This is a genomic window from Kitasatospora sp. NPDC001540 (assembly GCF_042894345.1).
Lineage (GTDB): Bacteria > Actinomycetota > Actinomycetes > Streptomycetales > Streptomycetaceae > Kitasatospora > Kitasatospora phosalacinea_C.
Genome location: NZ_JBIAVO010000003.1, coordinates 61,731 through 85,255 on the forward strand (window position 1 = coordinate 61,731; position 23,525 = coordinate 85,255).

25 protein-coding genes and 3 pseudogenes are annotated in these 23,525 nt (G+C 72.1%); 19 read left to right on the forward strand and 9 right to left on the reverse strand.

What is annotated here, in order from left to right:
- Window positions 1-30 precede the first annotated feature (30 nt).
- Genes ribA through ACFY00_RS05460 form a run of 4 tightly spaced genes read left to right on the forward strand, consistent with a single transcriptional unit; the run spans window position 31 to window position 4,235 of the window.
- Window positions 31-1,173 carry a GTP cyclohydrolase II gene (gene ribA, locus ACFY00_RS05445; protein WP_388027497.1) on the forward strand — a complete coding sequence of 381 codons (1,143 nt, stop codon included), beginning with the start codon at window positions 31-33 and terminating at the stop codon, window positions 1,171-1,173.
- A complete protein-coding gene (locus ACFY00_RS05450) occupies window positions 1,170-2,516 on the forward strand; it encodes a glycosyltransferase family 2 protein (RefSeq protein WP_388027500.1) in 1,347 nt (448 codons plus the stop codon). Before ribA ends, ACFY00_RS05450 begins: the two co-directional genes overlap by 4 nt.
- Window positions 2,513-3,631, forward strand: a complete 1,119-nt coding sequence (locus ACFY00_RS05455) for a hypothetical protein (protein ID WP_388027503.1) — start codon at window positions 2,513-2,515, stop codon at window positions 3,629-3,631. Before ACFY00_RS05450 ends, ACFY00_RS05455 begins: the two co-directional genes overlap by 4 nt.
- On the forward strand, window positions 3,591-4,235 hold the full coding sequence (locus ACFY00_RS05460) for a hypothetical protein (RefSeq protein ID WP_388027505.1): 645 nt from the start codon (window positions 3,591-3,593) through the stop codon (window positions 4,233-4,235). The genes ACFY00_RS05455 and ACFY00_RS05460 overlap by 41 nt, the downstream gene beginning before the upstream one ends.
- Before the next feature lie 2 nt (window positions 4,236-4,237).
- On the opposite strand, the gene ACFY00_RS05465 is transcribed toward ACFY00_RS05460, so the two are convergent.
- Window positions 4,238-4,813 carry a hypothetical protein gene (locus ACFY00_RS05465; RefSeq protein ID WP_388027508.1) on the reverse strand — a complete coding sequence of 192 codons (576 nt, stop codon included), beginning with the start codon at window positions 4,811-4,813 and terminating at the stop codon, window positions 4,238-4,240.
- Window positions 4,814-4,938: 125 nt separating this feature from the next.
- On the opposite strand from ACFY00_RS05465, the gene ACFY00_RS05470 reads away from it, so the two are divergent.
- From ACFY00_RS05470 to ACFY00_RS05500, 7 genes and pseudogenes are all read left to right on the forward strand, one after another.
- Window positions 4,939-5,424, forward strand: coding sequence for an NUDIX hydrolase (locus tag ACFY00_RS05470; RefSeq protein WP_388027511.1), 486 nt, complete (start codon window positions 4,939-4,941; stop codon window positions 5,422-5,424).
- Between the two features lie 32 nt (window positions 5,425-5,456).
- The gene (locus ACFY00_RS05475) at window positions 5,457-6,506 is read left to right on the forward strand and encodes a glycosyltransferase family 4 protein (RefSeq protein WP_388027514.1); all 1,050 of its coding nucleotides are present in this window, start codon (window positions 5,457-5,459) and stop codon (window positions 6,504-6,506) included.
- 15 nt (window positions 6,507-6,521) lie between these two features.
- Window positions 6,522-7,058 (forward strand): hypothetical protein, encoded by a 537-nt coding sequence (locus ACFY00_RS05480; protein WP_388027516.1) that lies wholly within the window; start codon window positions 6,522-6,524, stop codon window positions 7,056-7,058.
- Window positions 7,059-7,094: 36 nt separating this feature from the next.
- Window positions 7,095-7,349: pseudogene (locus ACFY00_RS05485) on the forward strand (LLM class flavin-dependent oxidoreductase); the annotation flags it as partial.
- A 286-nt stretch (window positions 7,350-7,635) separates the two neighbouring features.
- Window positions 7,636-8,361, forward strand: coding sequence for a WXG100 family type VII secretion target (locus ACFY00_RS05490; RefSeq protein WP_388027518.1), 726 nt, complete (start codon window positions 7,636-7,638; stop codon window positions 8,359-8,361).
- On the forward strand, window positions 8,358-12,143 hold the full coding sequence (locus ACFY00_RS05495; RefSeq protein ID WP_388027520.1) for an RHS repeat-associated core domain-containing protein: 3,786 nt from the start codon (window positions 8,358-8,360) through the stop codon (window positions 12,141-12,143). Before ACFY00_RS05490 ends, ACFY00_RS05495 begins: the two co-directional genes overlap by 4 nt.
- Before the next feature lie 3 nt (window positions 12,144-12,146).
- On the forward strand, window positions 12,147-12,644 hold the full coding sequence (locus ACFY00_RS05500; protein ID WP_388027522.1) for an Imm15 family immunity protein: 498 nt from the start codon (window positions 12,147-12,149) through the stop codon (window positions 12,642-12,644).
- Here the strand turns inward: ACFY00_RS05500 and ACFY00_RS05505 are convergent.
- On the reverse strand, window positions 12,608-13,162 hold the full coding sequence (locus tag ACFY00_RS05505) for a hypothetical protein (RefSeq protein ID WP_388027524.1): 555 nt from the start codon (window positions 13,160-13,162) through the stop codon (window positions 12,608-12,610). The two genes, ACFY00_RS05500 and ACFY00_RS05505, sit on opposite strands and share 37 nt — an antisense overlap.
- A 49-nt stretch (window positions 13,163-13,211) precedes the next feature.
- On the opposite strand from ACFY00_RS05505, the pseudogene ACFY00_RS05510 reads away from it, so the two are divergent.
- Window positions 13,212-13,394, forward strand: a pseudogene (locus ACFY00_RS05510) (LLM class flavin-dependent oxidoreductase); the annotation flags it as partial.
- Window positions 13,395-13,400: 6 nt separating this feature from the next.
- Here the strand turns inward: ACFY00_RS05510 and ACFY00_RS05515 are convergent.
- Window positions 13,401-13,802: a DNA-binding protein gene (locus ACFY00_RS05515; RefSeq protein ID WP_388027526.1), complete on the reverse strand. Its 402-nt coding sequence runs from the start codon at window positions 13,800-13,802 to the stop codon at window positions 13,401-13,403.
- Window positions 13,799-14,047: a type II toxin-antitoxin system CcdA family antitoxin gene (locus tag ACFY00_RS05520; RefSeq protein ID WP_388027529.1), complete on the reverse strand. Its 249-nt coding sequence runs from the start codon at window positions 14,045-14,047 to the stop codon at window positions 13,799-13,801. Before ACFY00_RS05520 ends, ACFY00_RS05515 begins: the two co-directional genes overlap by 4 nt.
- 60 nt (window positions 14,048-14,107) lie before the next feature.
- On the opposite strand from ACFY00_RS05520, the pseudogene ACFY00_RS05525 reads away from it, so the two are divergent.
- Window positions 14,108-14,347: pseudogene (locus ACFY00_RS05525) on the forward strand (LLM class flavin-dependent oxidoreductase); the annotation flags it as partial.
- 65 nt (window positions 14,348-14,412) lie between these two features.
- Here the strand turns inward: ACFY00_RS05525 and ACFY00_RS05530 are convergent.
- Together ACFY00_RS05530 and ACFY00_RS05535 are read right to left on the reverse strand one after the other, a co-directional pair.
- The gene (locus tag ACFY00_RS05530; RefSeq protein WP_388027531.1) at window positions 14,413-14,874 is read right to left on the reverse strand and encodes a DUF5615 family PIN-like protein; all 462 of its coding nucleotides are present in this window, start codon (window positions 14,872-14,874) and stop codon (window positions 14,413-14,415) included.
- Entirely contained in the window at window positions 14,871-15,425 is a 555-nt protein-coding gene (locus ACFY00_RS05535; RefSeq protein WP_388027533.1) for a DUF433 domain-containing protein, read from the reverse strand. Before ACFY00_RS05535 ends, ACFY00_RS05530 begins: the two co-directional genes overlap by 4 nt.
- Window positions 15,426-15,664: 239 nt before the next feature.
- Between ACFY00_RS05535 and ACFY00_RS05540 the strand changes: the two genes are divergently transcribed.
- Window positions 15,665-16,552, forward strand: a complete 888-nt coding sequence (locus ACFY00_RS05540) for an LLM class flavin-dependent oxidoreductase (protein ID WP_388027536.1) — start codon at window positions 15,665-15,667, stop codon at window positions 16,550-16,552.
- Window positions 16,553-16,567: 15 nt separating this feature from the next.
- On the opposite strand, the gene ACFY00_RS05545 is transcribed toward ACFY00_RS05540, so the two are convergent.
- Window positions 16,568-17,041: a hypothetical protein gene (locus tag ACFY00_RS05545; RefSeq protein ID WP_388027538.1), complete on the reverse strand. Its 474-nt coding sequence runs from the start codon at window positions 17,039-17,041 to the stop codon at window positions 16,568-16,570.
- Window positions 17,042-17,207: 166 nt separating this feature from the next.
- Here ACFY00_RS05545 and ACFY00_RS05550 point away from each other — a divergent pair, with 166 nt between their 5' ends.
- A complete protein-coding gene (locus ACFY00_RS05550; RefSeq protein WP_388027539.1) occupies window positions 17,208-18,275 on the forward strand; it encodes a ParB-like protein in 1,068 nt (355 codons plus the stop codon).
- A gap of 75 nt (window positions 18,276-18,350) precedes the next feature.
- Here ACFY00_RS05550 and ACFY00_RS05555 read toward each other — a convergent pair whose 3' ends face one another.
- Window positions 18,351-19,085: an SDR family NAD(P)-dependent oxidoreductase gene (locus ACFY00_RS05555; protein ID WP_388027541.1), complete on the reverse strand. Its 735-nt coding sequence runs from the start codon at window positions 19,083-19,085 to the stop codon at window positions 18,351-18,353.
- A gap of 71 nt (window positions 19,086-19,156) precedes the next feature.
- Between ACFY00_RS05555 and ACFY00_RS05560 the strand changes: the two genes are divergently transcribed.
- The 4 genes from ACFY00_RS05560 to ACFY00_RS05575 all read left to right on the forward strand — a co-directional run bounded on the left by ACFY00_RS05560 (window position 19,157) and on the right by ACFY00_RS05575 (window position 22,568).
- Window positions 19,157-20,089 (forward strand): LysR family transcriptional regulator, encoded by a 933-nt coding sequence (locus tag ACFY00_RS05560; protein WP_388027544.1) that lies wholly within the window; start codon window positions 19,157-19,159, stop codon window positions 20,087-20,089.
- Window positions 20,090-20,165: 76 nt separating this feature from the next.
- Window positions 20,166-20,639 carry a hypothetical protein gene (locus ACFY00_RS05565; RefSeq protein WP_388027545.1) on the forward strand — a complete coding sequence of 158 codons (474 nt, stop codon included), beginning with the start codon at window positions 20,166-20,168 and terminating at the stop codon, window positions 20,637-20,639.
- A 98-nt stretch (window positions 20,640-20,737) separates the two neighbouring features.
- The gene (locus tag ACFY00_RS05570; protein WP_388027547.1) at window positions 20,738-21,673 is read left to right on the forward strand and encodes a hypothetical protein; all 936 of its coding nucleotides are present in this window, start codon (window positions 20,738-20,740) and stop codon (window positions 21,671-21,673) included.
- Window positions 21,674-21,755: 82 nt separating this feature from the next.
- Window positions 21,756-22,568 (forward strand): HAD family hydrolase, encoded by an 813-nt coding sequence (locus tag ACFY00_RS05575; protein ID WP_388027548.1) that lies wholly within the window; start codon window positions 21,756-21,758, stop codon window positions 22,566-22,568.
- 18 nt (window positions 22,569-22,586) lie between these two features.
- Here ACFY00_RS05575 and ACFY00_RS05580 read toward each other — a convergent pair whose 3' ends face one another.
- Complete coding sequence (locus ACFY00_RS05580) at window positions 22,587-23,489, reverse strand: DUF72 domain-containing protein (RefSeq protein ID WP_388027550.1); 903 nt, start codon at window positions 23,487-23,489, stop codon at window positions 22,587-22,589.
- Window positions 23,490-23,525 lie beyond the last annotated feature (36 nt).

The following is a 23,525-nucleotide window of genomic DNA, read 5'->3' on the forward strand; positions in this document are numbered from 1 at the left end:
CTCGAACTCAATCAACCCCAGGAGGGTGCCATGTACAACCGCGTGCAACACGCGTACGACAGCGCTGTCCCGCTGGTGATCGACCGCTTCACCGGCCGTTGGGCGTTCCTCTCGAACTTCCACCCGGCCATCGTGCGCCTCGACACGGTCGACTACCCGACGGTCGAGCACGCCTACCAGGCGGCCAAGACACACGACACGGAGCTGCGCGCGCTGATCGCTGCGGCCACCGACCCCGACGAGGCCAAGCGACTCGGGCGGCTCCACCTCGACCGCGGGGACTGGGAAGAGGTCAAGGTCGCGGTGATGCGGGACCTGGTCGAGCAGAAGTTCCGCGACGAGGGGCTGCGTGACCTGCTGCTGTCCACGGGCACGGCCGAACTCGTCGAAGGCAACGACTGGGGCGACGAGTTCTGGGGAACGTGCGCCGGCCACGGCGAGAACTACATGGGCCTGATCCTCATGGCCGTGCGGGAGCAGGCGCGCCGCCGCGCCGGTGGTGACGCCGGTGCCCAGCGGGGCATCGCGACTTCCGGCACCGCCATCGGCATCGGCCGCGCTGCCCAGGCCCGGATCCCGACCCCGCACGGCGTGTTCAGCGCGTGGGGCTATCGCGGCGTGCTGGAGGGCGCCGAGCACCTGGCTCTGACGGTCGGCCAACTCCACGGTGCCAAGGACGTGCTGGTCCGCGTGCACTCCGAGTGCCTCACCGGGGAGTCCCTCGGGTCGCTGCGGTGCGACTGCGGTCCCCAACTGGACGCCGCGCTCGCCGCGATCGCCGACGAGGGCGTTGGAGTGGTCCTGTATCTGCGCGGGCACGAGGGGCGCGGCATCGGCCTGCTGGCGAAGCTTCGCGCCTACGCGCTCCAGGACGCGGGTTTCGACACGGTCGACGCCAACTCCGCACTCGGGCTGCCGGACGACGCACGCGACTACCGGGTCGCCGCGCAGATCCTCGCCGACCTCGACGTGCGTTCGATCAGGCTGCTCTCGAACAACCCCGCCAAGGCGGCGGCGCTCACCGCACTCGGTATCGCGGTCGCCGAACAGGTCCCGCTCGTCGTCCCCGCCAACCAGCACAGCCTGGAGTACCTGAGGACCAAACGGGATCGCATGGGCCACCTGCTGCCCGGCCTTCCCGGCGCTGCACTGCTGGCGGAGCGTGCCCGGTGAACGCATCCCGTCCCACGAACCTGCGCGAGGTGGCGGCCCTGGGGAGCGCTCACGAGCGCTGGGCCGAATCCGGATACGCGCCACTGGAGTTGCTCGTCCAGGTGACGGTCTCCGGCCGCCAGGTGCGCATCCCGGCACCGGGCGGGGCGGGCTGGACCTGCGAGAGCGGCGACACGTGGCGGCGCCGCCATGCCCTGGCTCTGCGGGCCCTGCTGGCCGACCACACAGCCGGTCCGGCGTCCGCCCGGCTGCTGCTGGTGCGACGGGGTACGCCCCAAGTCCTCGCCGTTCTTGCGGAGACCGAGGTCGAACAGCCCTGGAACGCGGCCGGGTGGCTCGGCTGGCCGGCCGCCGGCGCCGACGCCGCTATCCAGACTGCCCTCGGCGCGCGGAGCAACGACTACTGGGCGTTGGACCTCGCGGGCACCGCACTGGGCCACGGGCCGCTGGACACGGCCACGTCACCGGCTCTGCCCTGGCTTGGGGGAGTCAGCGTGGTCCTGCCGGCCAGAGGAGTGCACGACGTCCTCCCCGAGGTCGTCGAGGCCCTCGTCGCCGCGGCGGCGCAGCTGACGCCCGACACGCCGTGGGAGGCGCTGGTCGTCGACGATGCCAGCGATCCGCCCCTTGAGCTGCCGGCCTCGCTTCCCCCTCAGATCCGGCTCGTGCGCTCCGAGCGGCAACTCCACTGCGGAGGAGCACGAAATCACGGCGCCGAGCGCGCCCGGTACAGCCTGATCGTGTTCTGCGACGCCGACACCCTCCTGGCCCCGAACTATCTGACCGAGCACCTCGCCCGGCATGTCCTTTCCCCGAACCTGATCACGGTGTCGCTGCGCGACCACGTCCCCGCCGAACGTCCGGTGCCCGACCGGGCTCCGGACGGCAGCCGGGACTCGCGCGTCAGGGCCCACTACGCACCCGGGCGGCTGGGGCTGGTGCCCGTACACGAAGCCGTCACGGTGAGCCCGCTCGTCCAGACGCGCAACTTGCGGGACTTCGGCCACGGTCGCCTGCTCGGCCCCGTCGACCTGCCGTTCATGGTCAAGGGCAACAATCTCGCCGTCCCCGCGCGAACCGCACGATCCGTGCGCTTCCCACCCGACTTCACCGGCTGGGGACCGGAGGATGTCTGCTTCGCCGCGAAGGCCATCGCCCAGGGCTCGTACGTCGTGCCCGTCCTGTCGACCGGGGTCTTCCACCGTGAGCACCCGCCCAGGTCCGGCAGCGCGGAGCGCCGGGACGCCGAGCTCACCGCCAACCTCCAGCGGTACGCGCGTCGTCTGAGCGAGCCGGCCCAAGGCCCCTGGCAGGAAACCGGCGCCGTGGAGGCAGACCGATGACGTTCGACCACACCGACGCCTGGCACCCGACCGTCAACCCGTCCGCGAGGATGCCCATCCACTACCTGCGGCACATCGCCGTGCTCGGGCACCAACAGGGCATCCTGAACGAGTACCCCCGCCACCGGGGCGGCACGACCATCCGCCTCCCACGCTTCCACGACGACCGCCTGGACGTGCTCGCCCTGCCCGGCCGGCTCACCTTCGCCCCCTGGTGGCTGCCCGCCAACGACAGCGAGGCTGTCGCCCGGATCAAGGGCATCTACGACACCGCCCTCGCACGGCCCGAACCCACTGACGCCGAGCGCGCCGTCCTCGCCCGACTGCGCGACACCTTCACCACGAACTGCACCCGCCCGGGAACCGCTCCCGATCTCACGGTCGGCGAGGCTCTGTGGCGGACAGCGGATCAATTGCACCGCGAACTCACGCCCGGCCTGCCCGAACTCGACCTCGTCAGCCTCACCCGCTCCCCGTCCCGTCGTGTCCTGGCCGCCGCGCTCGCCCAGGTCCCCGGCGGGCTCCTGCCCATCCTGGCCCGCTGGGCACGGGCAGAACGAGCCGCCCTCTGGCCGCTCCTGGCCGTCGCCACCAGTGATCAAGGGCTGCCATTGCGCGTGCGGCTGCACCCGGTCAGCGGCCGACTCGACACCGAACCGCTCCCCGTCGCCGGGCCGCCGACCGGCAGCCGCCCGGCCCCACTGACGGAGGACGACCTGATCGCCCTCCTGGCAGAGGGCCGACTCATCCCAGGCTCCCGGCTGACCGCGCTCGCCGAAACCGTCATGCTCGGCCAGGGCGAACAGGTCCGGCACTTCGGCAACACCTACGGCCACCTCAGCGCGGCCGGCCACCTCACCGGCATCCTCGGCGCCGAGCGGATCCCGTCCTGCCCGGACGATGGGGATTCCTGGCACTACGCCGATCTCCCGCTGCCCGACGGCGGCAGCTACCCGCTGCACCTGATCGAGCTCGCCGCCTGCTCGCCCCAGGCCCACACAGCCGCCACCGGCCTCATCACCGCGTCCCTCGCGCTCGGCGGCCCCGTCCACCTGGGAAGGAGGGGGGACCTCGATGCACGCCTACGCAGTGGAGGGGCTCGACTGCTCCGGTAAGAAGACCATCACCAGGCTCGCCCAACAGCAGCTCCGCCAGCAGGGAATCGACACCGACATCGTCATCGGCCCGCTCGTCGGCGGCCGGGCCGCGCGACTGGACGCCCGGCTCGCGAACATCACCACCGCCGTCCCGCGTGGCAGCAGCACCGACCTCCTGCGTCGCACCCTCTACGTGGCCGAGCCGGTCCTCGACCGGCTCGGCCACCGGTCCCGAACCCAGCCGGTCCTGAAGGTCAGCACCCACTTCCGGGCGTGGGCGCGGGCCGCGCTGGAGCACGACCGGTGGATGGCCCGCGCCTACACCGTCACCGCGCCCCTACAGGTCCGCTTCGCAGGAGCGACGTTGCTGTCCACCGACTTCACCGTCCGGCTGCGACGCCACGACGCAGACGTGGCAGCCGGCCGGACCGGCAAGGTTGCCTCCCGCCGCTTCTTCGGACCGAACCCGGCAGCCTTCGCCTCCTGGCACCAGACCCTCGACGGCCTCATGGCCGAGCACGTCCCACGCCTTCTGCGCCTCGACAGTTCCGCCGCCGCTCCGGAGCAGCTCGCCGAGCAGATCGCGCGTCATGCCATCGCCTGTTGGAGCGCAGGGCGGTGAGGTCAACTCGGCAGGCGGCCCAGCAGGTAGTCGGCATCCGGCCCGTCGCAGGCGTGCACCAGGTTCCGCAGCAGGTGCACGCCCGGTTCACGGTCCAGCAGCATCTGCCGGACGTAGGTTTTCCACCACTGCAGGGCGCACTCGGCCTGCCCGTCGGACAGCCGCCATATCTCGACCGGATGGCCGGCCAGGTACTCCAGAAGGCTCGCTCGTACCGCGGCGAACTCCACTGTCGTGGCGGAGTCCTGGTACACCGCGTCCACGCCGACCTCACCCAGCACCAGCCGGGCACGCTCCTTGACGGCGAAGCCGAGACCCTCCACCGCGAGCAGCAGCACCTCCAGCACCGGTCGCTCCCCGATGGGCAAGCCTGCCGCGGTGGCCTCCAGCCGCTCGGCAACGGCCACCGCGTCGACCAGGGCTCCCCGGAAGGACGGCTCGGTGACCGCACGCTCGGCCACCTGCCGGGCCGCCCGGTCGGCGGCGGTCCTCCACTCCTCGGGAACCCTCTCCCAGCCGCCGCCACGGCAGTGAGCCGCGAGCGCGCGCAGGAAAGCCCCGGCGCGCTGGGAGGCCACCCGGCTGTGCGGTCCATAGAGTGCATCTGGCTTGCAGAACACCACGGGCATACCGAGCACTTCACACCTCGAAGCGCCCGACTGGCAAGCCGCACTGACCATATCGAGACTCGCCAGGAGACATCATGGCCACCTTCCGCTGGGTCACCGACCCGCTGCCCGAGGGCATCACCGTCCGGCAGGTCTACGGCTTCTGCTTCGACGACAGCGGCCGGGTGCTGCTGCGCGAGGACAGCGGACGCTACGGCCTGCCCGGTGGCAAGCCCGAGGCCGGCGAAGACGCAAGCGCAGTACTCGAACGCGAGTGCCTGGAAGAGAGCCAGATCACCCTGGGAGACCTCCTCTACCTCGGCTACCAGGAAGTCACCGACGACGGCCAGGAACCCTTCGCCCAACTCCGGTACGTGGCAAGGATCGCCGACTTCCTGCCACGGCACGCGGACCCCGATACCGGCCGCACCTACGGTCGGCTGATCACCCCGATCAACAAAGCCCCCGCCCTGCTCGACTGGGGCATCGACGGCCTTCTCCAGGCCGCCGCCGCCGTCCACGCCGCCTACCGGCTCGGCCTCGACCCCGCTGCCGTACGCGAAGACACCTGGCGCAACTGACGTGCGCCACAACGACCTTCGGGAGACCAACAGTGCGCTGGCACTTTCATTACCCCAAGCGAAATAGCTTCTACCCGCCCGACTACGAGAACCCCGGCCTCGGCGGCAGCGAAGCCTCACTCGTCCTGCTCGCCCGCGCCCTGGCCGCACGCGGCCACCAGGTCGAGGTCTTCAACTGCTGCTACCGGCCCGGGGTCTACGACGGTGTGACCTGGCGCCACACCTGGGAGCTCCCGAGCACACCGTCCCCCGACGTTGCCGTTGCGGTCCGCTTCGACGAATCGCTCTGGCCGACCGACTCCAAGGCCGGCCGGCACCTGTTCTGGATGCTCGACGACCGCACCCGCGGCCCCGCAACCTTCACCGACACCTTCCGCCACCGAGGCGGCAAGGTCGTCCTCGCATCCCACGCCATGCAACAGAGACTCGACACCGCCGGGATCGACATCCCCACCGCCCTCATCCCCTTGCCGGTGGAGACCGACCGCTACACCCGCCCCATCGAGGACCGGCCGAACGTCTGCCTCTTCGCCAGCATGCCGAACCGGGGCCTGGACATCGCACTCGCCATCTGGCCCCGCATCCGCGCCGCAGTCCCTGACGCCGAACTCTGGGTCACCAGCGGCTGGCAGCTCTGGGGCTTCACCAACTCCGAAGCCGACGACCGCTGGCACCAACTCCTCGGTGGCAGCCCTCTCCCGGACGGCGTCCGCCTGCTTGGCGCCCGCCCACGCGACGAACTCATCGACATCCAGCAGCAGGCCGCCCTCACCCTCTACCCCTGCCGCTTCCCCGAGATGTTCTGCCTGGCCGCCGCCGAATCCGCAGCCGCCGGCACCCCCGTCATCACCAGCGCCATCGACGCCCTGACCGAGCGCGTCCAGCACAACCGCACCGGCCTGCTGATACCAGGCGACATCACCACTCCGGAGGTGCAGGACGCCTTCGTCCAGTCCACCATCGCAGTGCTCTCCGACCGAGATCTGAGGATCCCCCTCGCGCACGCTGCCAAGAGGAGCGTCCGGCACCTCGCCCCGGAGCGCATCGCCTCGGCCTGGGAGGAACTCGTGTTGTCCGGCTGAGAGGCACTCGCCTCGGTGCCTCCGGAGCAGGAGCCCGACCACCGAGGAGGGCGGGAGGACCACCACCAGCACCCCGAGAACACCTCGGCCGTCCCGGACGAACAGACCCGCGAGGCGGTCGCCACCCTGTTCCGGGTGCTCCGCCCCGAACCCCGCCTTCGCCTCGGTCAGACCGAGGCCGAGCAGCTCGCACCCCTGGTCGTCCAGTGGCTGGAGCGCGGCAGCACCCCCGCCGACCTCACCAACGCCCTGCTTCCCGGCCTGCCCGACACGGTGCACTCGGCCGTGGCGGTGCTTCGCTCCCGCCTGGAGCGCAAAATGCCGCCCGTACAGGCCGCCGTGCGGCCTGCGGCGGCCCGGCTCGCCGAGTGCGCCAAGTGCCCCACGGCCCGGTGCCCGCAGCCGGGCATCTGCCGCCCATGTGCGGGCCTGCCCGCCCGGACCGTCGCGGTCGGCGGAGGAGCAGACGTAGCAGCTGCTGGTGCTGCAGGAGTGAGAACCGCCATACGCTCTACGCTTGCCTGCGGGCAGCCTGCGCGCGCCACCGCTTGAGGCACACGTGCGTAACGCGTCACCGCTTGTCCGGTTAGGGTCGGGGCCATGCGACTGAGCACGGTGATCCTCCCCATCCACCGGTGGAGCGAGGGGCAGCAGCTCTGGCGGCGGGCCGAGGAACTCGGTTTCCACGCCGCGTACACGTACGACCACCTGAGCTGGCGGTCCTTCCGGGACGAGCCGTGGTCCGGGTCGGTGCCGACCCTGACGGCGGCGGCGACGGCGACCGAGCGGATCCGGCTGGGGACGCTGGTGACCTCGGTCAAGCCTCGTTCACCCATCACGGTCTGACCTGCGGGAGTACCCGGTTCGGTCGGCCGGTGTCCGTCTCGGCGTGCGGGATCTCCACGGTGGCGTCGCAGCCGGGTCGGCGCGGCGGGTCCGGATGCGCTCGGTTCCGGTTGCCCTCGCCCCGCGCAGGCCCGGGCACCGGGTCGGGACCGCCCGCCGATCGTGTCCGCCCGGAAGCGGACGCTGCCCGTCCATGGTCAAGACTGGGAAAAGTCCGCCTGTTGACCGGCGTTCCTGACTACGGTCGGGCGAACGTGCAGGCGTCTTCGGGGGAGGACTTGGCGTGGCGATCGAACTGCCCGGCGAAGTGGTGGAGTTGCTGTCGTTCTTCGGCATCAACTGGCCGACCGTGAACGAGGACAAGGTGCGCGAGTTCGCCGCGCACGTCCGGGAGTTCGCGCAGAACGTGGAGAGTTCGCACCAGCAGTCGACGCAGACCGTCCAGCGGTTGGGCGAGGCGTACGAGGGGGCGTCGTACGAGGCGCTGTTGGCGAAGTGGGCGTCGGTGTCGGACAGCCATCTGAACGAGCTGGTGCAGGCCTGCCACGTGGTGGCGGAGGCGCTGGACGTCGCGGCGGGGGTGATCGTGGCGATGAAGGTCGAGACGATCGCCGAACTGGTCGCGCTGGCGGCGGCGTTCGTGGCGGACCAGGCCGCGGCGGTGGCCACCTTCGGGATCGCGGAGGCCGCGGTGCTGGCGATCGAGGAGGCCGCGAAGCGCCTGATCAACTACCTGGAACAGCAGTTGGAGCAGTACATCATCGCCCAGGTGGTGGAGGCGGCGATCGGCCCGCTGGTGGACACGGTCGCGGGCGCCGTGTCCGGGCTGGTGTTCCAGGCGGCGGAGTCCGCGCTCGGGGTCTCGGGCGGCGGTGGCGGCGGCAGCGGGTTCCGGATCGACCCGGACGCGTTGGAGGAGCACGCGCGGATGATGCACGACCACGCGGAGACCGTCGCCGGCCACGCCGAGGTGTTCCAGTCCAAGGTCGCGGGGGTGAGCTTCGAATGAGCAACCAGATCGTCAAGGCGCTGGAGCACGCGGCGCAGAAGCTCGGCAAGACCCTCGCCGAGGACGCGGGGAAGGCGCTGAAGGGCTTCTACCGCAAGGCCGGCGACAACATGAAGCACGTCGCCAAGAACGTCCGCGAGGTCGAGGAGAAGCACGCCAAGGACCTCGCGAAGATCATGCGCGGCGAGGGCAAGGACGGAATCCCGCACCCGCGCTCCGGCGGCGGGCGGCGCGGCAAGGGCGGCGGCTCGCACCCCAAGGGCCGCGGCCGCGACCAGGTGAAGAGCCCCCGCACCGAGGGCCGCCCGCAGGACACCCGCTGCGGCGGCGGAGAGCCCGTCGACATGGCCACCGGCCGGATGTACATCGACCAGGTCGACGCCTCGCTGCCCGGCTCGCTCCCGCTGGAGTTCACCCGCAGCTTCGACTCCGGACTGCTGACCGGGCGCTGGATGGGCACGCGGTGGATCTGCACCTTCGACGAGCGCCTGGAGATCGACGAGCACGGCGTCGTCCACGTCCGCCCGGACCGGATCACCCAGGCCTACCCCCACCCCGAACCAGGCGATCCGGTGTACGCCTCGGCCGGTTCCCGGAACGAACTCGACGTCCGCGAGGATGGCTGCTACACCGTCACCGACCCCTCCACCGGCCTGGTCAAGACCTTCGCCCCCACCCCCGACGGCGACGAGGCCCTGCTCACCGAGGTCCGCGACCGCCACGGCCGCCACTACGCCCTCGCCTACGACGAGGACGGCGTCCCGCTCTCCATCACCCACTCCGGCGGCTACCAGCTCCTGGTCACCGTCGACAACGACCGCATCACCGCACTGCGCCTGGCGAACGCCACCGAGACCGGCGGCGACGCGCTGCTGATGCGCTACGGCTACACGGACGGCCACCTCACCGCCGTCTACAACTCCAGCGGCAAGCCGATGCGCTTCACCAACGACGCCACCGGCCGCCTCACCTCCTGGACCGACCGCAACGACTCCCGGTACCGCTACACCTACGACCACCTCGACCGCGTCACCGACGAGGGCGGCACCACCGGCGCCCTCGCCTTCCGCTTCACCTACTCCGACCCCGACCCCGAAACCGGCCTGCGCACCCACACCGAGACCAACGCGCTCGGCCACACCACCACCTACCTGGTCAACGACCACGCCCAGATCACCGCCGTCACCGACCCCCTCGGCCACACCACCACCTACGAACGCGACGAGTACGACCGCCTCCTCACCGAGACCGACCCCCTCGGCCGCACCACCCGCTACGCGTACGACGGCGCCGGTGACCTGATCGCCGTCACCCGCCCCGACGGCGAGCGCACCACCGCCACCTACGCGTACCTCCCCGGGCTGGTCGAAACCCTGATCGAGCCCGGCGGCGCAACCTGGCGGTACACCTATGACGACAACGGCAACCGAACGGCGGTCACCGACCCGCTGGGCGCCACCACCACGTACGCCTACGACGAGCACGGCCACCCCATGACAGTGACCGACGCCCTCGGCAACCGGACGACGGTGCGCTGCGATCAGGCCGGTCTGCCGGTGGAGATCACCGATGCCGCCGGCGCGGTGGTCCGGCACCGCTGGGATGCGTTCGGCCGCCTGGTGACCCTGACCGATCCGCTGGGGAACAGCACATCCCTGAGCTGGACGGCCGAGGGGCACCTGGCCTCCCGTACCGGCCCGGACGGCGCCACGGAGAGGTGGGCGTACGACGGCGAGGGCAACTGTCTCGCTTACACCGACCCGCACGGGCAGACCACGGCCTTCGCGTACACCCACTTCGAGAAGATCGCCGCCCGCACCACCCCCGACGGCGCCCGCGTCGCCTTCGCCTACGACGCGAACATGCGACTGGTCTCTGTCACCGACGCCCTCGGTCGGCAATGGACCTACACGTACGACCCGGCCGACCGGCTGGTCGGCGAGGACGACTTCGACCGACGCGCCGTTCACTACGAGCTCGACGCCGCCGGGCAGGTGGTCACCCGGACCGATCCGCTCGGCCAGTGCACCCGGTACACCTACGACGTGCTGGGCCGCACGACGACCCGGAACGCCGACGGGCTGCTCACCGCCTACGAGTACGACCTCGCCGGGAACCTCGTCCGGGCGGTCAATCCCGACGCCGAACTCGTCCGCACCTTCGACGGCCTCGGCAACGTACTGACCGAGACCGTGAACGGACGAACCCTCGCCCACCACCGGGACCTGCTCGGCCGACGGGTCCGCCGCTCCACGCCGTCCGGCCACTTGGCCGAGTGGGCCTACAACCAGGTGGGTCGGCCGCTCTCCCTCACCACCACGGGCGGACGCCTCGACTTCGCCTACGACCTCTCGGGGCGGGAGACCCTGCGCGTCCTCGGTGACGGCGTCACCCTGACGAACCGTTGGGATGCCGCTGACCGGCTGGTCGCCCAGACCGTGCGTGCCCGAACCTCGACGCTCCAGCAGCGCGACTTCGCCTACCGCCGCGGTGGGCAGCTGACCGGGATCGAGGACGCCCTGGACGGCCCGCGCACCTTCGGCCTCGACCCCGTCGGCCGGGTCACCTCCGTGCAGTCCCCCGAGCGGAACGAGAGCTACGCCTACGACGGCGCCGGCAACCTCGTCCACGCGGACTGGCCGCCGACCGACGCGACCCGCCCGGCCCTCGGCGAGCGGACCTTCACCGGAGCCCGGCTCGCCTCCGCCGGCCGGATCGCCTACGCGTACGACGGGGCCGGCCGCCTGATCAGGCGGCGGGTGGGTCGGCTGTCCCGTAAACCGGACGTCTGGCAGTACACCTGGAACGCCGAGAACCGCCTGACCCAGGTCATCACACCGGACGGCACCCGGTGGCGCTACCTCTACGACCCGCTGGGACGTCGGATCGCCAAGCAGCGCATGTCCGAGACCGGTTCGGCCGTGGTGGAGCAGACCGACTTCACCTGGGACGGCCCGACCCTGGCCGAACAGACCACCCGGGCCCCCTACCTGCCGGGCGTGCACACCCTCAGTTGGGACCACGACGGGCCGCGCCCGCTCGCCCAGACGGAGAGCATCTACGCGTCGGGATCCGAGACGCCACAGTCCGAGGTCGACCGGCACTTCTTCGCCGTCGTAACCGACCTGGTGGGCACTCCGACGGAACTGGTCGACCCGGCCGCCGGCACCATCGCCTGGCGCGCGACCTCCACCGTGTGGGGCACCACCGCGTGGCCGCGGACCAGCACCACCTACACCCCGTTGCGCTTCCCCGGCCAGTACTTCGATCCCGAGACCCGCCTCCACTACAACGTCCACCGCTACTACGACCCGGAGAACGCGCGCTACGTCTCTCCGGACCCGCTCGGCCTCTCCGCCGCCCCCAACCCGGAGACGTACGTCGGCAACCCCCATGCCTCCTTCGACCCGCTGGGCCTGTCGCCGCACACCAACGTCCCTCGGGGATACCGCTCACAGCCCGCGTTCGGCGGCAGGGAAGGCGGTCCGTGGGACGACCCGTACCACCCCGACAACGTGGACAAGAACATCAAGGACTGGCGGGCCTACTACCGCGACTACCAGGCTCGGGCCGCCCAAAAGGCCGTCAAGGCGGGACGCGGACCGTCGGAGATCCATCGGATCGACGGGCCCGAGGAGAGCGTTCCCGGCAGCAAGTGGCACGCACAGCGCAAGGGCCGGGGCTCACCGGCACTGAATCAGGACGGCACCTTCCACGACGGGGACCCCAAGTACAGTCAGAAGACCTTGGACTGGCTGCGCGAGTACGGATGGGACGTGTAGACAGTGGAGTTCGAAGACGAGTTCGCCAACCTGCTCGCCGACGAGGAGCTCGACAGCTTCGACGACTTCCTCCACCCTCTGACGACCTTCGACGAAGTTCCGTTGTACTCCCGGTACTCCCAGCTCGACTTCCTGGCTCCGCTCACCCGCCCGGAAGCCAACGCCTGGCTCGTCCGCGCTGCGGTGACGTACGTGGAGCGGTTGGCGACCGACGTCGCCGACCGCGCCGACGACTTCTTCTGCATGGTCTCGATCACCGGGTGGGAGGAGTACCGCGACGACGGCTTCCTCACCCCGTCGATCTGGTACACCCGCCCCGGGAACGGAGTGCTGGACCACCTGGACCTCACCGCCGCCACCGGCCCCGAGGCCCGGTTCACCGCCGAAGCCATCGCCGGGACCGACGGGGCCCGGGTTCTCACCAGCACTGCCTCCGCTGCCCGTCCGTTCTCGATCGAACGCCTCTACGTGACGGTTCCGGCGATGCCCCTCCCCGGCTGACCGGCGGCCTCCGGGTCCTTGACGGTGACCTTGACGGTGCCGAGCGCGGGATCGGAGCCGACCTCCGCAGTGACCGCGTCGATGTTGATGTGGAAGGAACGCGTGGAACAGACACGCCCGTCATGGGTACGGCCGGCGCAGGCGTCCCGGTGGGAGTTGGGGAGCACCACGGAGATCGGACCACGGGCACTCACCGTCCGCGGGTCGCTGTTCACCCCGGCGGCCGGCCCACCACTGCCCCCCTGCCCGACGCTCGCGATCCCCTCCTCGCTGACGGTCCAGAAACCGGGGCCGTGGGTCACGCCGTCCGCCACCGCGCACCGATTCACCGCGATGACTTCGAGCACAGGAGCGCCGGACCACGGACCGGAGACGAAGACGTACGACCTCACCCCGGGATTGGCCGCGCCGGTCACGGGCCGGGAGCCGTTGAGGTAGCGCCAGTTGAAGTCGTTGCCCGAGCTGTCATAGGTCGTGGTATTGGTGATCAGCGTATTGAGCAGGGCCCGAGCGGTCACCGGCTTGACCGCGGAGGACGAGCCCCGCTTCGCCCATAGGGGTGACGGCATACGACTGAGTACGGTGATCCTTCCCGTCCACCGGTGGAGCGAGGGACGGAAGGTGTGGCAGCGCGCCGAGGACCTCGAGTTCCGTGCGGCCTGTACCTACCACTGCTTGCGTCGGCGAAGTTTCCGGGAAGAGCCGTGTTCCGGGTCGGTGCCGACCCCGACGGCGGCGGCGTGCACGACCGTCGGCTCAGATGGTGATGAGCCGGACCCGGTCACCGCAGAGCCGGGCCATGCCGTCGACGTCCGAGGTCAGCATGGCCACCGGACCTGGCTGGCGGAGTGCCATCTCGGCGACGGTGGCGTCGATGGCGTGCTTGTGACCGTGCAGCCCGGCCTGCTTGAGAAGTGCCGCAGAGGCTCTGGCCGCGTGCTCGGTCACGGGCTCGATCCTGGCCTGCGAGAGCATGCGGCTCAGCCGGGCGGTGTTCGCCCTGGCGTGCGAGATCCCCACGATGGTGTTGGCGCCGATGACCAGGTCGACCCCCGTCGAGTGGAAAGCCTTGATCATCGCGAGCACCTCCCGGTCCTGCGAGATCCAGGCGGACATCCCCTGGGAATCCAGCACGACGGTCTCGATCCGCACACTCACGCGACTGCCGCTCCACCGCCCGGCCCGGACGAACCGAAGATCCTTGCGTGCGCGGCGGCAAGTTCCTCTTCCGTGAACGCGCCGTGTTGTTCCTCGTACTGGCGGAGTTCTTCCGCGACCAGTTGATGTCTGATCTGCCGGGCCACCGCTTCCGCGACGTAGCCGGAGATGTTGTCCGTGAGTTTCTTCAGCTCGGTCACCTGCTCCGTGGACAGGGTGACCGTGATGCGTGTGGTAGCCGCCATGAAGCAAGCATGCTGCCGGTATGCATGCTTCGCCGGTCTTCGGCGGCATGGTGTCGGGCCATGCGACTGAGTACGGTGATCCTCCCCATCCACCGGTGGAGCGAGGGGCAGCAGGTCTGGCGGCGGGCCGAGGAACTCGGCTTCCACGCCGCGTACACGTACGACCACCTGAGCTGGCGGAGCTTCCGGGACGAGCCCTGGTTCGGGTCGGTGCCGACGCTGACGGCGGCGGCGTGCGCGACGGAGCGGATCAGGCTGGGGACGCTGGTGACCTCGGTCAAGCCTCGTTCACCCATCACAGGCTGAGCTGGGAAAGTCCGAAGTCGCGCCCGTTTGGCGTGGAGTTTGTTCGAGCGGCCCGCTCCTCACATACCTCCGGTCGTTGGCCAGTGCTTCGGAGGAGCCGTGGCGGGGTTCACGATTCGCAGTCGGCTCTGATGCGACGGGTCGATCGAAGTCAGGGACAGCAGAAGTTGGCCCGTTGCGTGCTCGAGCTCGGTCAATGCATGGGGCAGGCCTGCGCAGACAGTGGCGACAGCAGCACCCAAGCCGACCAGGCCCCCGTGCTTGTGATTGTGGCGGTACTCGATCCTGTGCAGCCCCGACTCGGCGATCGCCACGACCTCCAGCGGACGAGCCATCTGCTTGGTGTCGTTGGTGATCACGACCTGGAAGCCTGCTGAGGCCGCGCGTGCGTAGAGCTCGATGTCCTTGGTGCCTGCCCAGCCGGCGATCTCTGCCACGTGCTGAATTTCGTGTTGCTTCAGCAGCAACTGGGCCATGCGCGCCAAAGGCAGGGGGACGTTCTCATCGAGCAGGATTTTCAAGAGGCAGCCTGCCGAAATCCTTCATCCGAGTAGCTGTCCACATAGGCGGTGAAGTCGGCAGCGTCGCGGGCAGCTGCCGCGGTGACACCAGGGTAGAAGTCCTCGACCGACTCCGGGGGGACACCGTCCTTCAGTAGAGCAGCGACTTCCGAAGCAGGGACACGCGTTCCCTCGATCACGGGTTCGCCGCCACGGACCAGCGGATCCACCGACAGGTGCTCTCTGGGTTGCAGGAGGCTCGGGATCTGGCGGCCATTGCGGTAGAACGGGGCGAGCACGTCGACCATCTCGTGGATGACCAGGTTGCCGCGCTTCTGCACCAGATCCACAGCGTGATCCGGCGCGGCCAGGTAGATGGTGTCGGCACTGGCCACCAGCCGGTAGCGCGACAGGTGTTCGTGCTCGTTGAGTCCGTCACGCAGGGTGTCCAGCGCACGCCGGATCTTCTGGAGCGAGGTGTCCTGACGCAAATGGACGCACGCGCGGAGGGCCACGACGTCCCGAAAGGAGTAGAGGATCGGCCGAGAGGCTGAAAGTTCCGGTACCAGCACGGCTCCGCGCCCCGCTGTGGCCCTACGCCAATGCGACAACTGGCGCAGAGTGGCGCCGGACAGCGCAGCAGCGAGCTTTGGCTCATACGACAACTGCGGCACCTCCCTGGCCTCGTTCGGCAGTCGACCGAACCGTACTTCATGGTCCCGTAGTGCTGGCCCGACTGCCACGATTTCACCTGACTCAGCGACTTACCGCAGATCGAATCGCCGATGCAGCGAACGCGTAGGGTCGGGCCATGCGACTGAGTACGGTGATCCTCCCCATCCACCGGTGGAGCGAGGGGCAGAAGGTGTGGCGGCGGGCCGAGGAACTCGGCTTCCACGCCGCGTACACGTACGACCACCTGAGCTGGCGGTCCTTCCGGGACGAGCCCTGGTTCGGGTCGGTGCCGACCCTGACGGCGGCGGCGACGGCGACCGAGCGGATCAGGCTGGGCACGCTGGTTACCTCGCCGAACTTCCGCCATCCGGTGACGCTGGCGAAGGAGCTGATCACGCTGGACGACGTCTCGGGCGGGCGGTTGACGCTGGGGATCGGGGCGGGCGGGGTCGGGTTCGACGCGACGGCGCTGGGGCAGGAGGCGTGGTCGGCGAAGGAGCGGGCGGCGCGGTTCGGGGAGTTCGTGGGGCTGCTGGACGCGTTGCTGCGCAACGACGCGGTGACCCGGGAGGGGCAGTACTACTCGGCGGTGGAGGCGCGGAACGTCCCGGGGTGCGTGCAGACGCCGCGGGTGCCGTTCTACGTGGCGGCGACCGGACCGCGCGGGCTGCGGCTGGCGGCGGAGCACGGGCAGGGGTGGGTGACGTACGGGGACCCGCGCGGGCCGGCGGACGTGCCGGTGGAGCAGGCGCCGGAGGTGATCGCCCGGCAGGTCGAGAAGCTGGCGGCGGCGTGCGAGGCCGTCGGGCGGGACGTCGGCGAGTTGGAGAAGGTGCTGCTGCAGGGGTCGACGGCGGAGAAGCCGTTGCAGTCGGTGGACGCCTTCGTGGACTGGGCCGGGCGGTACCGGGAGTTGGGGATCACCGAGCTGGTGATCCACTGGCCGGTGCCCGGCTCGATCTTCGAGAACGACCTCGGCGTCTTCGAGCGGATCGCCACCGAGGGCCTGGCGCAACTGGGTTGAGCCGGGGCGGGCCGGTCAGCGGCGGCGCCGGACCCGCTGGAGGAGCGAGGCGATCGGCTCGGCGCAGGAGTAGTACAGCCGCTGCCCCAGGCCCTGCGCCTCGGCCACGCATCGGCGCCACCGGAACCACGGGGGCAGCTCGGCCCACGGGATGAAGGTGAGGACGTCGAGGACGGCGTCCTGCGCCTCGCGGTGCGGGCCGAGTTCGCGCAGCCGGGCGTAGATGCCGGGGGAGAGTCGGCCGAAGACCCGGGTCATGTCCCCGGCGGCGACGCAGCCGAGTTGGCGGGTGTAGTGGTCGGGCGCGTGCAGGGCGCGCTCGACCCGGGGGGCGACCAGCGCGAAGTCGGGGCAGCTGAAGACCATCCGGATCACGGCGGTGCCGGCCAGGCGGTCGCCCCGGTCGAGGGCGGCGTCGATCTCGGCGGGGGTGCGGATGGCGTCCGGTTGCCGGTCCGGTTCGACCCTGGTCGCGTCGTGGTCGGTCACGGGTGCTTCCTCTCGGGGCGGGAGAACAGGGGAACGGTAGAACGCGAGGAGGGGCGCGGGCGGATCGTTCACCCGCGTTCCCCGGGCGTCCACGGCGGTGACTCCGGGCGTTGGCCGGTCGCTGGCACGCTCGCGGTCCACCTCCAGCCGTCCCGCAGGGAGCACCATGCGATTCCGAGTCCCGACCGCCGTACCGCTGCTGGCGGTCGGCGCGGCCCTGGTCAGCGTCGCCGCCACCGCCCCGGCCGCGTCCGCCGCGCCCGGCGCGCCGGGTGAGCGGCCGTCGTTCTGCGGCCACGACAACCGCAGCACGCCGTTCGCCCCGTACCTGTGCGCCCGGCCGGGCCAGTTGCTGGACGTGCGGATCGGCGACGTGCACCCGACCCAGCCGTCGCTGGGCTACGACGAGGTGTACTACAAGCTCGGCCGGTACACGCTGGGCAAGGACGCGATCAACAAGAAGTTCAGCGACTGGTGCGAGGCCGACGGCCGGGTCGAGGCGGTCGCGGCGCAGCCGGACGCGCGCCTGGACGACCCGTCCTCGTTCACCTGCGCGCTGCCGGTGGGCGGCGAGACCGCGGACAGCACCGCCGCGATGAAGACCGTGGTGATCGGCCCCGGCGGCGAGCCGTTCCTGACGGACGGCCACCACACCCTGACCTCGTTCTACGAGACCCCGGACGGCGGCGCGGACCTGCACGTGCGGCTGCGGGTGCTGGCCAACCTGAGCACGCTGACCCGGCAGGACTTCTGGGCGCGGATGCAGGCCGAGAAGTGGGTGTACCTGAGCGACCCCGAGGGCAACCCCGTCAAGGTCAACCAGCTGCCGACCTCGGTCGGGCTGGCGAACTTCCAGGACGACGAGTACCGCAGCCTGCTCTACTTCGGCCGCGACATCGGCTACACCCAGAACGCGGTGCCGTTCCAGGAGTTCTACTGGGGCAGCTGGATCCGCGACCGCTCCGGCGTCGACCTGTCGGGCTGGGACCGGAACGACCTGACCAGCTACCTGGCCGCGGTCGAGGCCACCACCCGGGCGATGACCGCGCTGCCGAAGAGCGCCCCGGTCGACAGCGGCTTCACCGCGGGCGACCTGGACGCGCTGGACCGGTGGAACGCCGGGAAGGCCGCCGACAAGGGCGAGTTCGGCAAGCTGAGCAAGCCGTACCCGGACGCCAAGCCGGGCAAGCTGGCGTACGCGCTGGAGTACAAGCGGGTCAACGGCCTGGGCTGACCGGCCGCTCGACGCCCCACCGGTGCGGGGTTCCGGCACCGGCGGGGCGTCCACCGCGCCCGGGGCGGCGCGCCCTCACCAGGGGATCGGCCCGTCCTCGGCCAGCAGGGCGCCCGTCGGCCCGTCCTCGCCCACCGTCGCCAGGGCGACCGCGACGGCCGCGCCCTCCCCCGCCGTGCGCACCCCGCCGTGCCGGTTGAGGTCGGTCGCGCAGTAGCCGGGGCTGACCGCGTTGACCAGGATCCCTTCGGCGCGCAGCTCGTTGGCGTAGAGCACGGTGACCGCGTTCAGCGCGCTCTTCGAGGTGCAGTACGGGAGCAGGACCGCGGTGTGGGCGGCCCACGGACCGTCCGGGTCGGACAGGTGGGAGAGGGAGCCGAGTTCGCTGGACATGTTGACGACGCGTCCGGCGGCGGAGCGGCGCAGCAGCGGGAGCACCGCGTTGGTCACCGCGATGACGCCGAACACGTTGGTCTCGTAGACCTCCCGGACGGTGGCGGCGGAGGTCTCGCTCGGCTTGCGGTGCCCGACGGCGATCCCGGCGTTGTTGACCAGGACGTCGAGGCGGCCGAAGGTGGCGTCGATCCACTCGGCGGCCGCCCGGACCGAGTTCCCGTCGGTGACGTCGAGCGGGAGGAAGCGGGCGTCGGCGCCGTCGGCGCGGAGCTCCTCGGCCGCCGCCTCGCCGCGCTCGGCGTCGCGGGCGCCGATCAGCACGGTGGTGCCGAGGGCCGCGAGTCCGCGCGCCGTCTCCTTGCCGATGCCCTTGTTCGCGCCGGTGACCAGGGCGATCTTCCGTGGTGTCGTCATGGCCCCAAGCCTCCCTGCGGCGAGGGGTGTTGGGGAAAGACCGGGAGGCTCTGGACCTATAGTCCACGGATATGAACGAGCTGGAGGTACGGGAGCTGAGGTACTTCGTCGCGGTCGCCGAGGAGCTGAACTTCAGCCGGGCCGCGCAGCGCCTGCAGATGGCGCAGCCCCCGCTGTCGAAGGCGATCGCGCAGTTGGAGTCCCGGCTCGGCGTGCGCCTGCTGGAGCGCACCACCCGGCAGGTGCGGCTGACCGCCGCCGGGCAGGTGCTGCTCGACGAGGCCCGGCTCGTGGTCGACGCGGTGCACGCCGCGGCCCGGCGCACCCGCCGGGCCGGTCGGCCGACGCCCCGGCTCGTCGTGGCGGTCAAGCCGGGCGGCGACGCCGGGCTGCTGGGGGAGGTCCTGGCCGCCTACCGGGAGGCGGGCCCGCAGCTGCCGCCGCCCGAGGTCGTGGTCGGCGGCAGCGGCGAGCCGATCGCCATGCTGCGGGACGGCCGGGCCGACGTGGCGCTGCTGCGCAGCCCGTTCGACGGGCGGGGGCTGGACTCCCAGCCGCTCGTGGTCGAGCCGCGGCTGGCCGTCCTGCCCGCCGCGCACCGCCTGGCCGGGCGTCGGCGGCTGCGGTCGGCCGACCTCGCGGGCGAGCCGGTGCCGCGCTGGCAGGGGGCCGACCCCGCCGACGCCGCCTACTACGCGGGGCGCGACGGGGCGGGCGGCGGCCCGGCGCCGGGCGACGCTCCCGAGGGGCCGCTGGTGGCCAGTGTCGAGCAGCTCCTGGAGGTGGTCGCGCTGGGTCAGGCGGTGGGCTTCCTGGCGCTCTCCACCACCGAGCGGCACCGGCGCCCGGACCTCGCGTACCGGCCGGTCGTCGGCCTCAGCCCCAGCACGGTCGTGGTCGCCTGGCCGGAGACCTCGCGCTCCGCGGCCGTCGCCGCCTTCGTCCGGGCCGCCCACGAGGTCGCCGCCCGGCACCCCGACCGGCTGACCGGCCTGGCCTCCTGACCGGGCCCCTGACCGGGCCCCTCACCGAGCCCGACCGCACGGTCGTTCGATACCGGGAGGGGGTATGGTGAGCGGGATGACGGAGTGGACGGCGCGGGCCACGGGAACGGAACCGGCACCGGTACCGGCCGGGCGGACGGCCGCCCGGTGGGCGGTGCTGTGCGCCCTGCTGCTCGGGCTGTTCCTGATGCACGGCAGCCCGGCGAGTGCCACCGGCTGCCACCCCGCGCAGACCGCGCACCCCGCACAGGCCGCGCAGACCGCCCACCCCGCGCAGACCGCGCAGGCTGCGCACCCCGCCCGACATGGGCCCGCCGCGGACCGCCCCGCCGTCAGCACGCCGCTGTCGCACGGGAGTTCGGCCTCCGCCTGCGTCTCCACCCCGGCCCGCGACCGGCTGCCGCTGCCCGCCCCGGGCCCGGCCCTGCCGCCCGCCCCGCCGCACCCGCCGCTCGCGGGGCCGTCGTGCACCGGCGCGGAGCGGGGCGGCCGGGCCCCGCCGGACGGCGGGCGGGACCTGCTGCTCCTGGTCTGCGTCGCCCGCAGGTGAGGGCGCCACCCGGCCCGGTCCGCACCCGCGCGACCGACCGGGCGCCGCGTCCTGTCCGCGACCGCGCACCCGCGCGCGCACCCTGGAGCGACCTCCCGATGACCCGTACCACCACCCCCCGCCGCCGCGCCCTGCTCGCCGCCGCCGCGGCCGCCGCGCTCTCCCTCGCCCTGACCGCCTGCGGCAGCGGCACGGACGACATGGGCGGCATGGGCGGCATGGACCACGCCGCCTCCCCCGCCGCCACCGGCTCCCCCACCGGCCACGACATGGCCGGGATGAGCCACGGCCCGGACGGCATGAACGGCACGAACGGCACGAACGGCGGCGCCGCCGACGGCCCGGCCGCCGAGCGGGGCGGCTACCGGCTGGACGGCGCGCTGTCCGGCGCCGAGTACCGGTTCACCGTGACCGGTCCGGACGGCAGGGCGCTGACCTCGTACCGACCCGAGCAGACCAAGGAGATGCACTTCTACGCGATCCGCTCCGACCTGTCCGGCTTCCGGCACCTGCACCCCGCGATGGCGCCGGACGGCACCTGGACGGCCCCGCTGGAGGGCCTGGAGCCCGGCGACTGGCGGGTGTACGCCTCGTTCGTCCCGGGCTCCGGCAGCGGAGCGGGCACCGGCCTGGTGCTCAGCCGCACCGCGACGGTGCCCGGCGCGGCCACCCCGGTGCCGCTGCCGCCCGCGGCCACCAGCACCACCGCGGACGGCTACACGGTGAGCGTGGCGGGCACCCCGAGGGCCGGGGCGGCCGGGGAGCTGACCGTCACCGTCAGCAAGGACGGGCGGCCGGTCACCGACCTGCAGCCCTACCTGGGGACGTACGCCCACCTGACCGCCTTCCACGCGGGCGACCTGGCGTTCGCGCACCTGCACCCGGAGACGGAGGCCGCCGAGGGGGCGGGCGGCGGCCCGACCCTGGCCCTGCACGCCGAGCTGCCGCAGCCGGGGAACTGGCGGCTGTTCCTGCAGTTCCAGACCGGCGGCACGCTGCACACCGCGGCGCTCACCCTGGACGTCGCGGCCTGACCGCCCGCCGAACCGCACCCGGGCCCGGACCCGCCCGCACCGGGCGGGTCCGGTTCCCCGGCGAGTGCGCGAAGATGGACGGATGACCGCCTCCCCGCGCCCGCGTCTGATCGCCACCGACCTCGACGGCACCCTGCTCTGCTCCGGCGGCACGGTGACCGCCCGGACGGCCGCCGCGCTGGCCGCCGCCGAGGCCGCCGGGGTGCAGGTGGTGTTCGTGACCGGGCGGCCGCCGCGCTGGATGCGGCACCTGGGCGCGCACATCGGCGGCCACGGCGTGGCGATCTGCTCCAACGGCGGCGCGGTGGTCGACGTCCGGCGCGGCGAGCTGCTGGAGACCTACCCGCTCGACCCGGCCGGGACGCTCACCGTGGTGGACCGGGTGCGGGCCGAACTGCCCGGCACCGCCTTCGCGTTCGAGTTCCCCGGTGGTTTCGCCCGGGAGCCGGGGTACGACGTGCTGATGTGGGAGTCCGACCGGGAGCACCCGGTCGGCACCGCCGCGGAGCTGCTCGCCGCCGGGCAGGTCGAGGGCCTGTTCAAGCTCCTGGGCAAGCACCCCGACCTCTCCCCCGACGCGTTCCTGGACCTGGCCCGGGCCGCCGTCGGCCCGCTCGCCGAGGTGACCCGTTCCAGCCCGATCCCGCTGGTGGAGATCAGCGCCCCCGGCGTCACCAAGGCCAGCAGCCTGGCCCGCTGGTGCGCCCAGCAGGGCATCGAGGCCGCCGAGGTGGTGGCCTTCGGCGACATGCCCAACGACCTGGAGATGCTCGCCTGGGCCGGGCAGTCCTACGCCGTCGCCAACGCCCACCCGCTGGTGCTGGCCGCGGTCGGGCAGCACACCGTCAGCAACGAGCAGGACGGCGTCGCCGCGGTCATCGAGACGCTGCTCTGACCTCCCTCCCGCCCACCCTCACAGGCCCAGGTCCAGCTCCAGCTCCCGGGGCGGCTCCGGCCCCCGGGGCGGGTCCAGGCCGAGCAGGCCGGTCATCGTCCCGGCGGCCCGGACGGCGGCGTCGGCGCAGCAGTTGTTGAACAGCACGTGCACCTCCCGGGCCCGGTCGGCCATCGCCCTGACCCGCTCCACCCAGGGGGCGAGTTCCGCGGGCGTGTAGTCGTGGCGGAAGCGGTCCTCCTTCGAGCCGGTGCCCCAGGCCGGGCTGCGGCCGTGGAGGCGGACCACCGCGAGGCGCGGGGAGGTGACCGGGGCGACCGGCGGCACGGAGGTGGGCAGGCCCTGGGCGGTGTCCACGGCCACCGCGGCCGCGTCCAGTTCGGCCAGCAGCGCGCGGGTGTCCTCGGCGAGGTCGGGCCGCCACCAGTCGGGGTGGCGGAACTCCACCGCCAGCGGCCAGCCCGCGGCGCGCTCCCGGCAGGCCCGCAGCACCGCCCGGGCGGGGGCGCCCGGGGTCAGCCGCGGCGGGAACTGGAAGAGCAGGGTGCCGAGGCGGTCGGCCGCGCGCAGGGGTTCGAGGGCGCCGCTGAACCGGGCCCACACCTCGTCCAGCAGCCCGGGGTCGTCCCGGGGGGCCGAGCGGAGGTCGGCGGGGAGCGCGGCGGCCCGGGTGGGGTGGCCGGTGAGCAGCGAGAACGCCTTCACGTCGAAGCGGAAGTCCGCGGGGGTGCGCTCGACCCACAGGGTGCTGTTGCGGGTGCTGGGCAGCCCGTAGTACGTGGCGTCGACCTCGACGACCGGGAACCTGGACGCGTAGTGGCGCAGCCTGCCCTCGGCGTCCCGGTGGCCCGCCGGGTACCAGCCGCTGGCCACCAGCTCCTTGTCCGTCCAGGAGCACGCGCCGACCCTGATCTCTCCCATGCGAGCGCGCCTTCCCCGTCCCGGCCCGCCGTAACG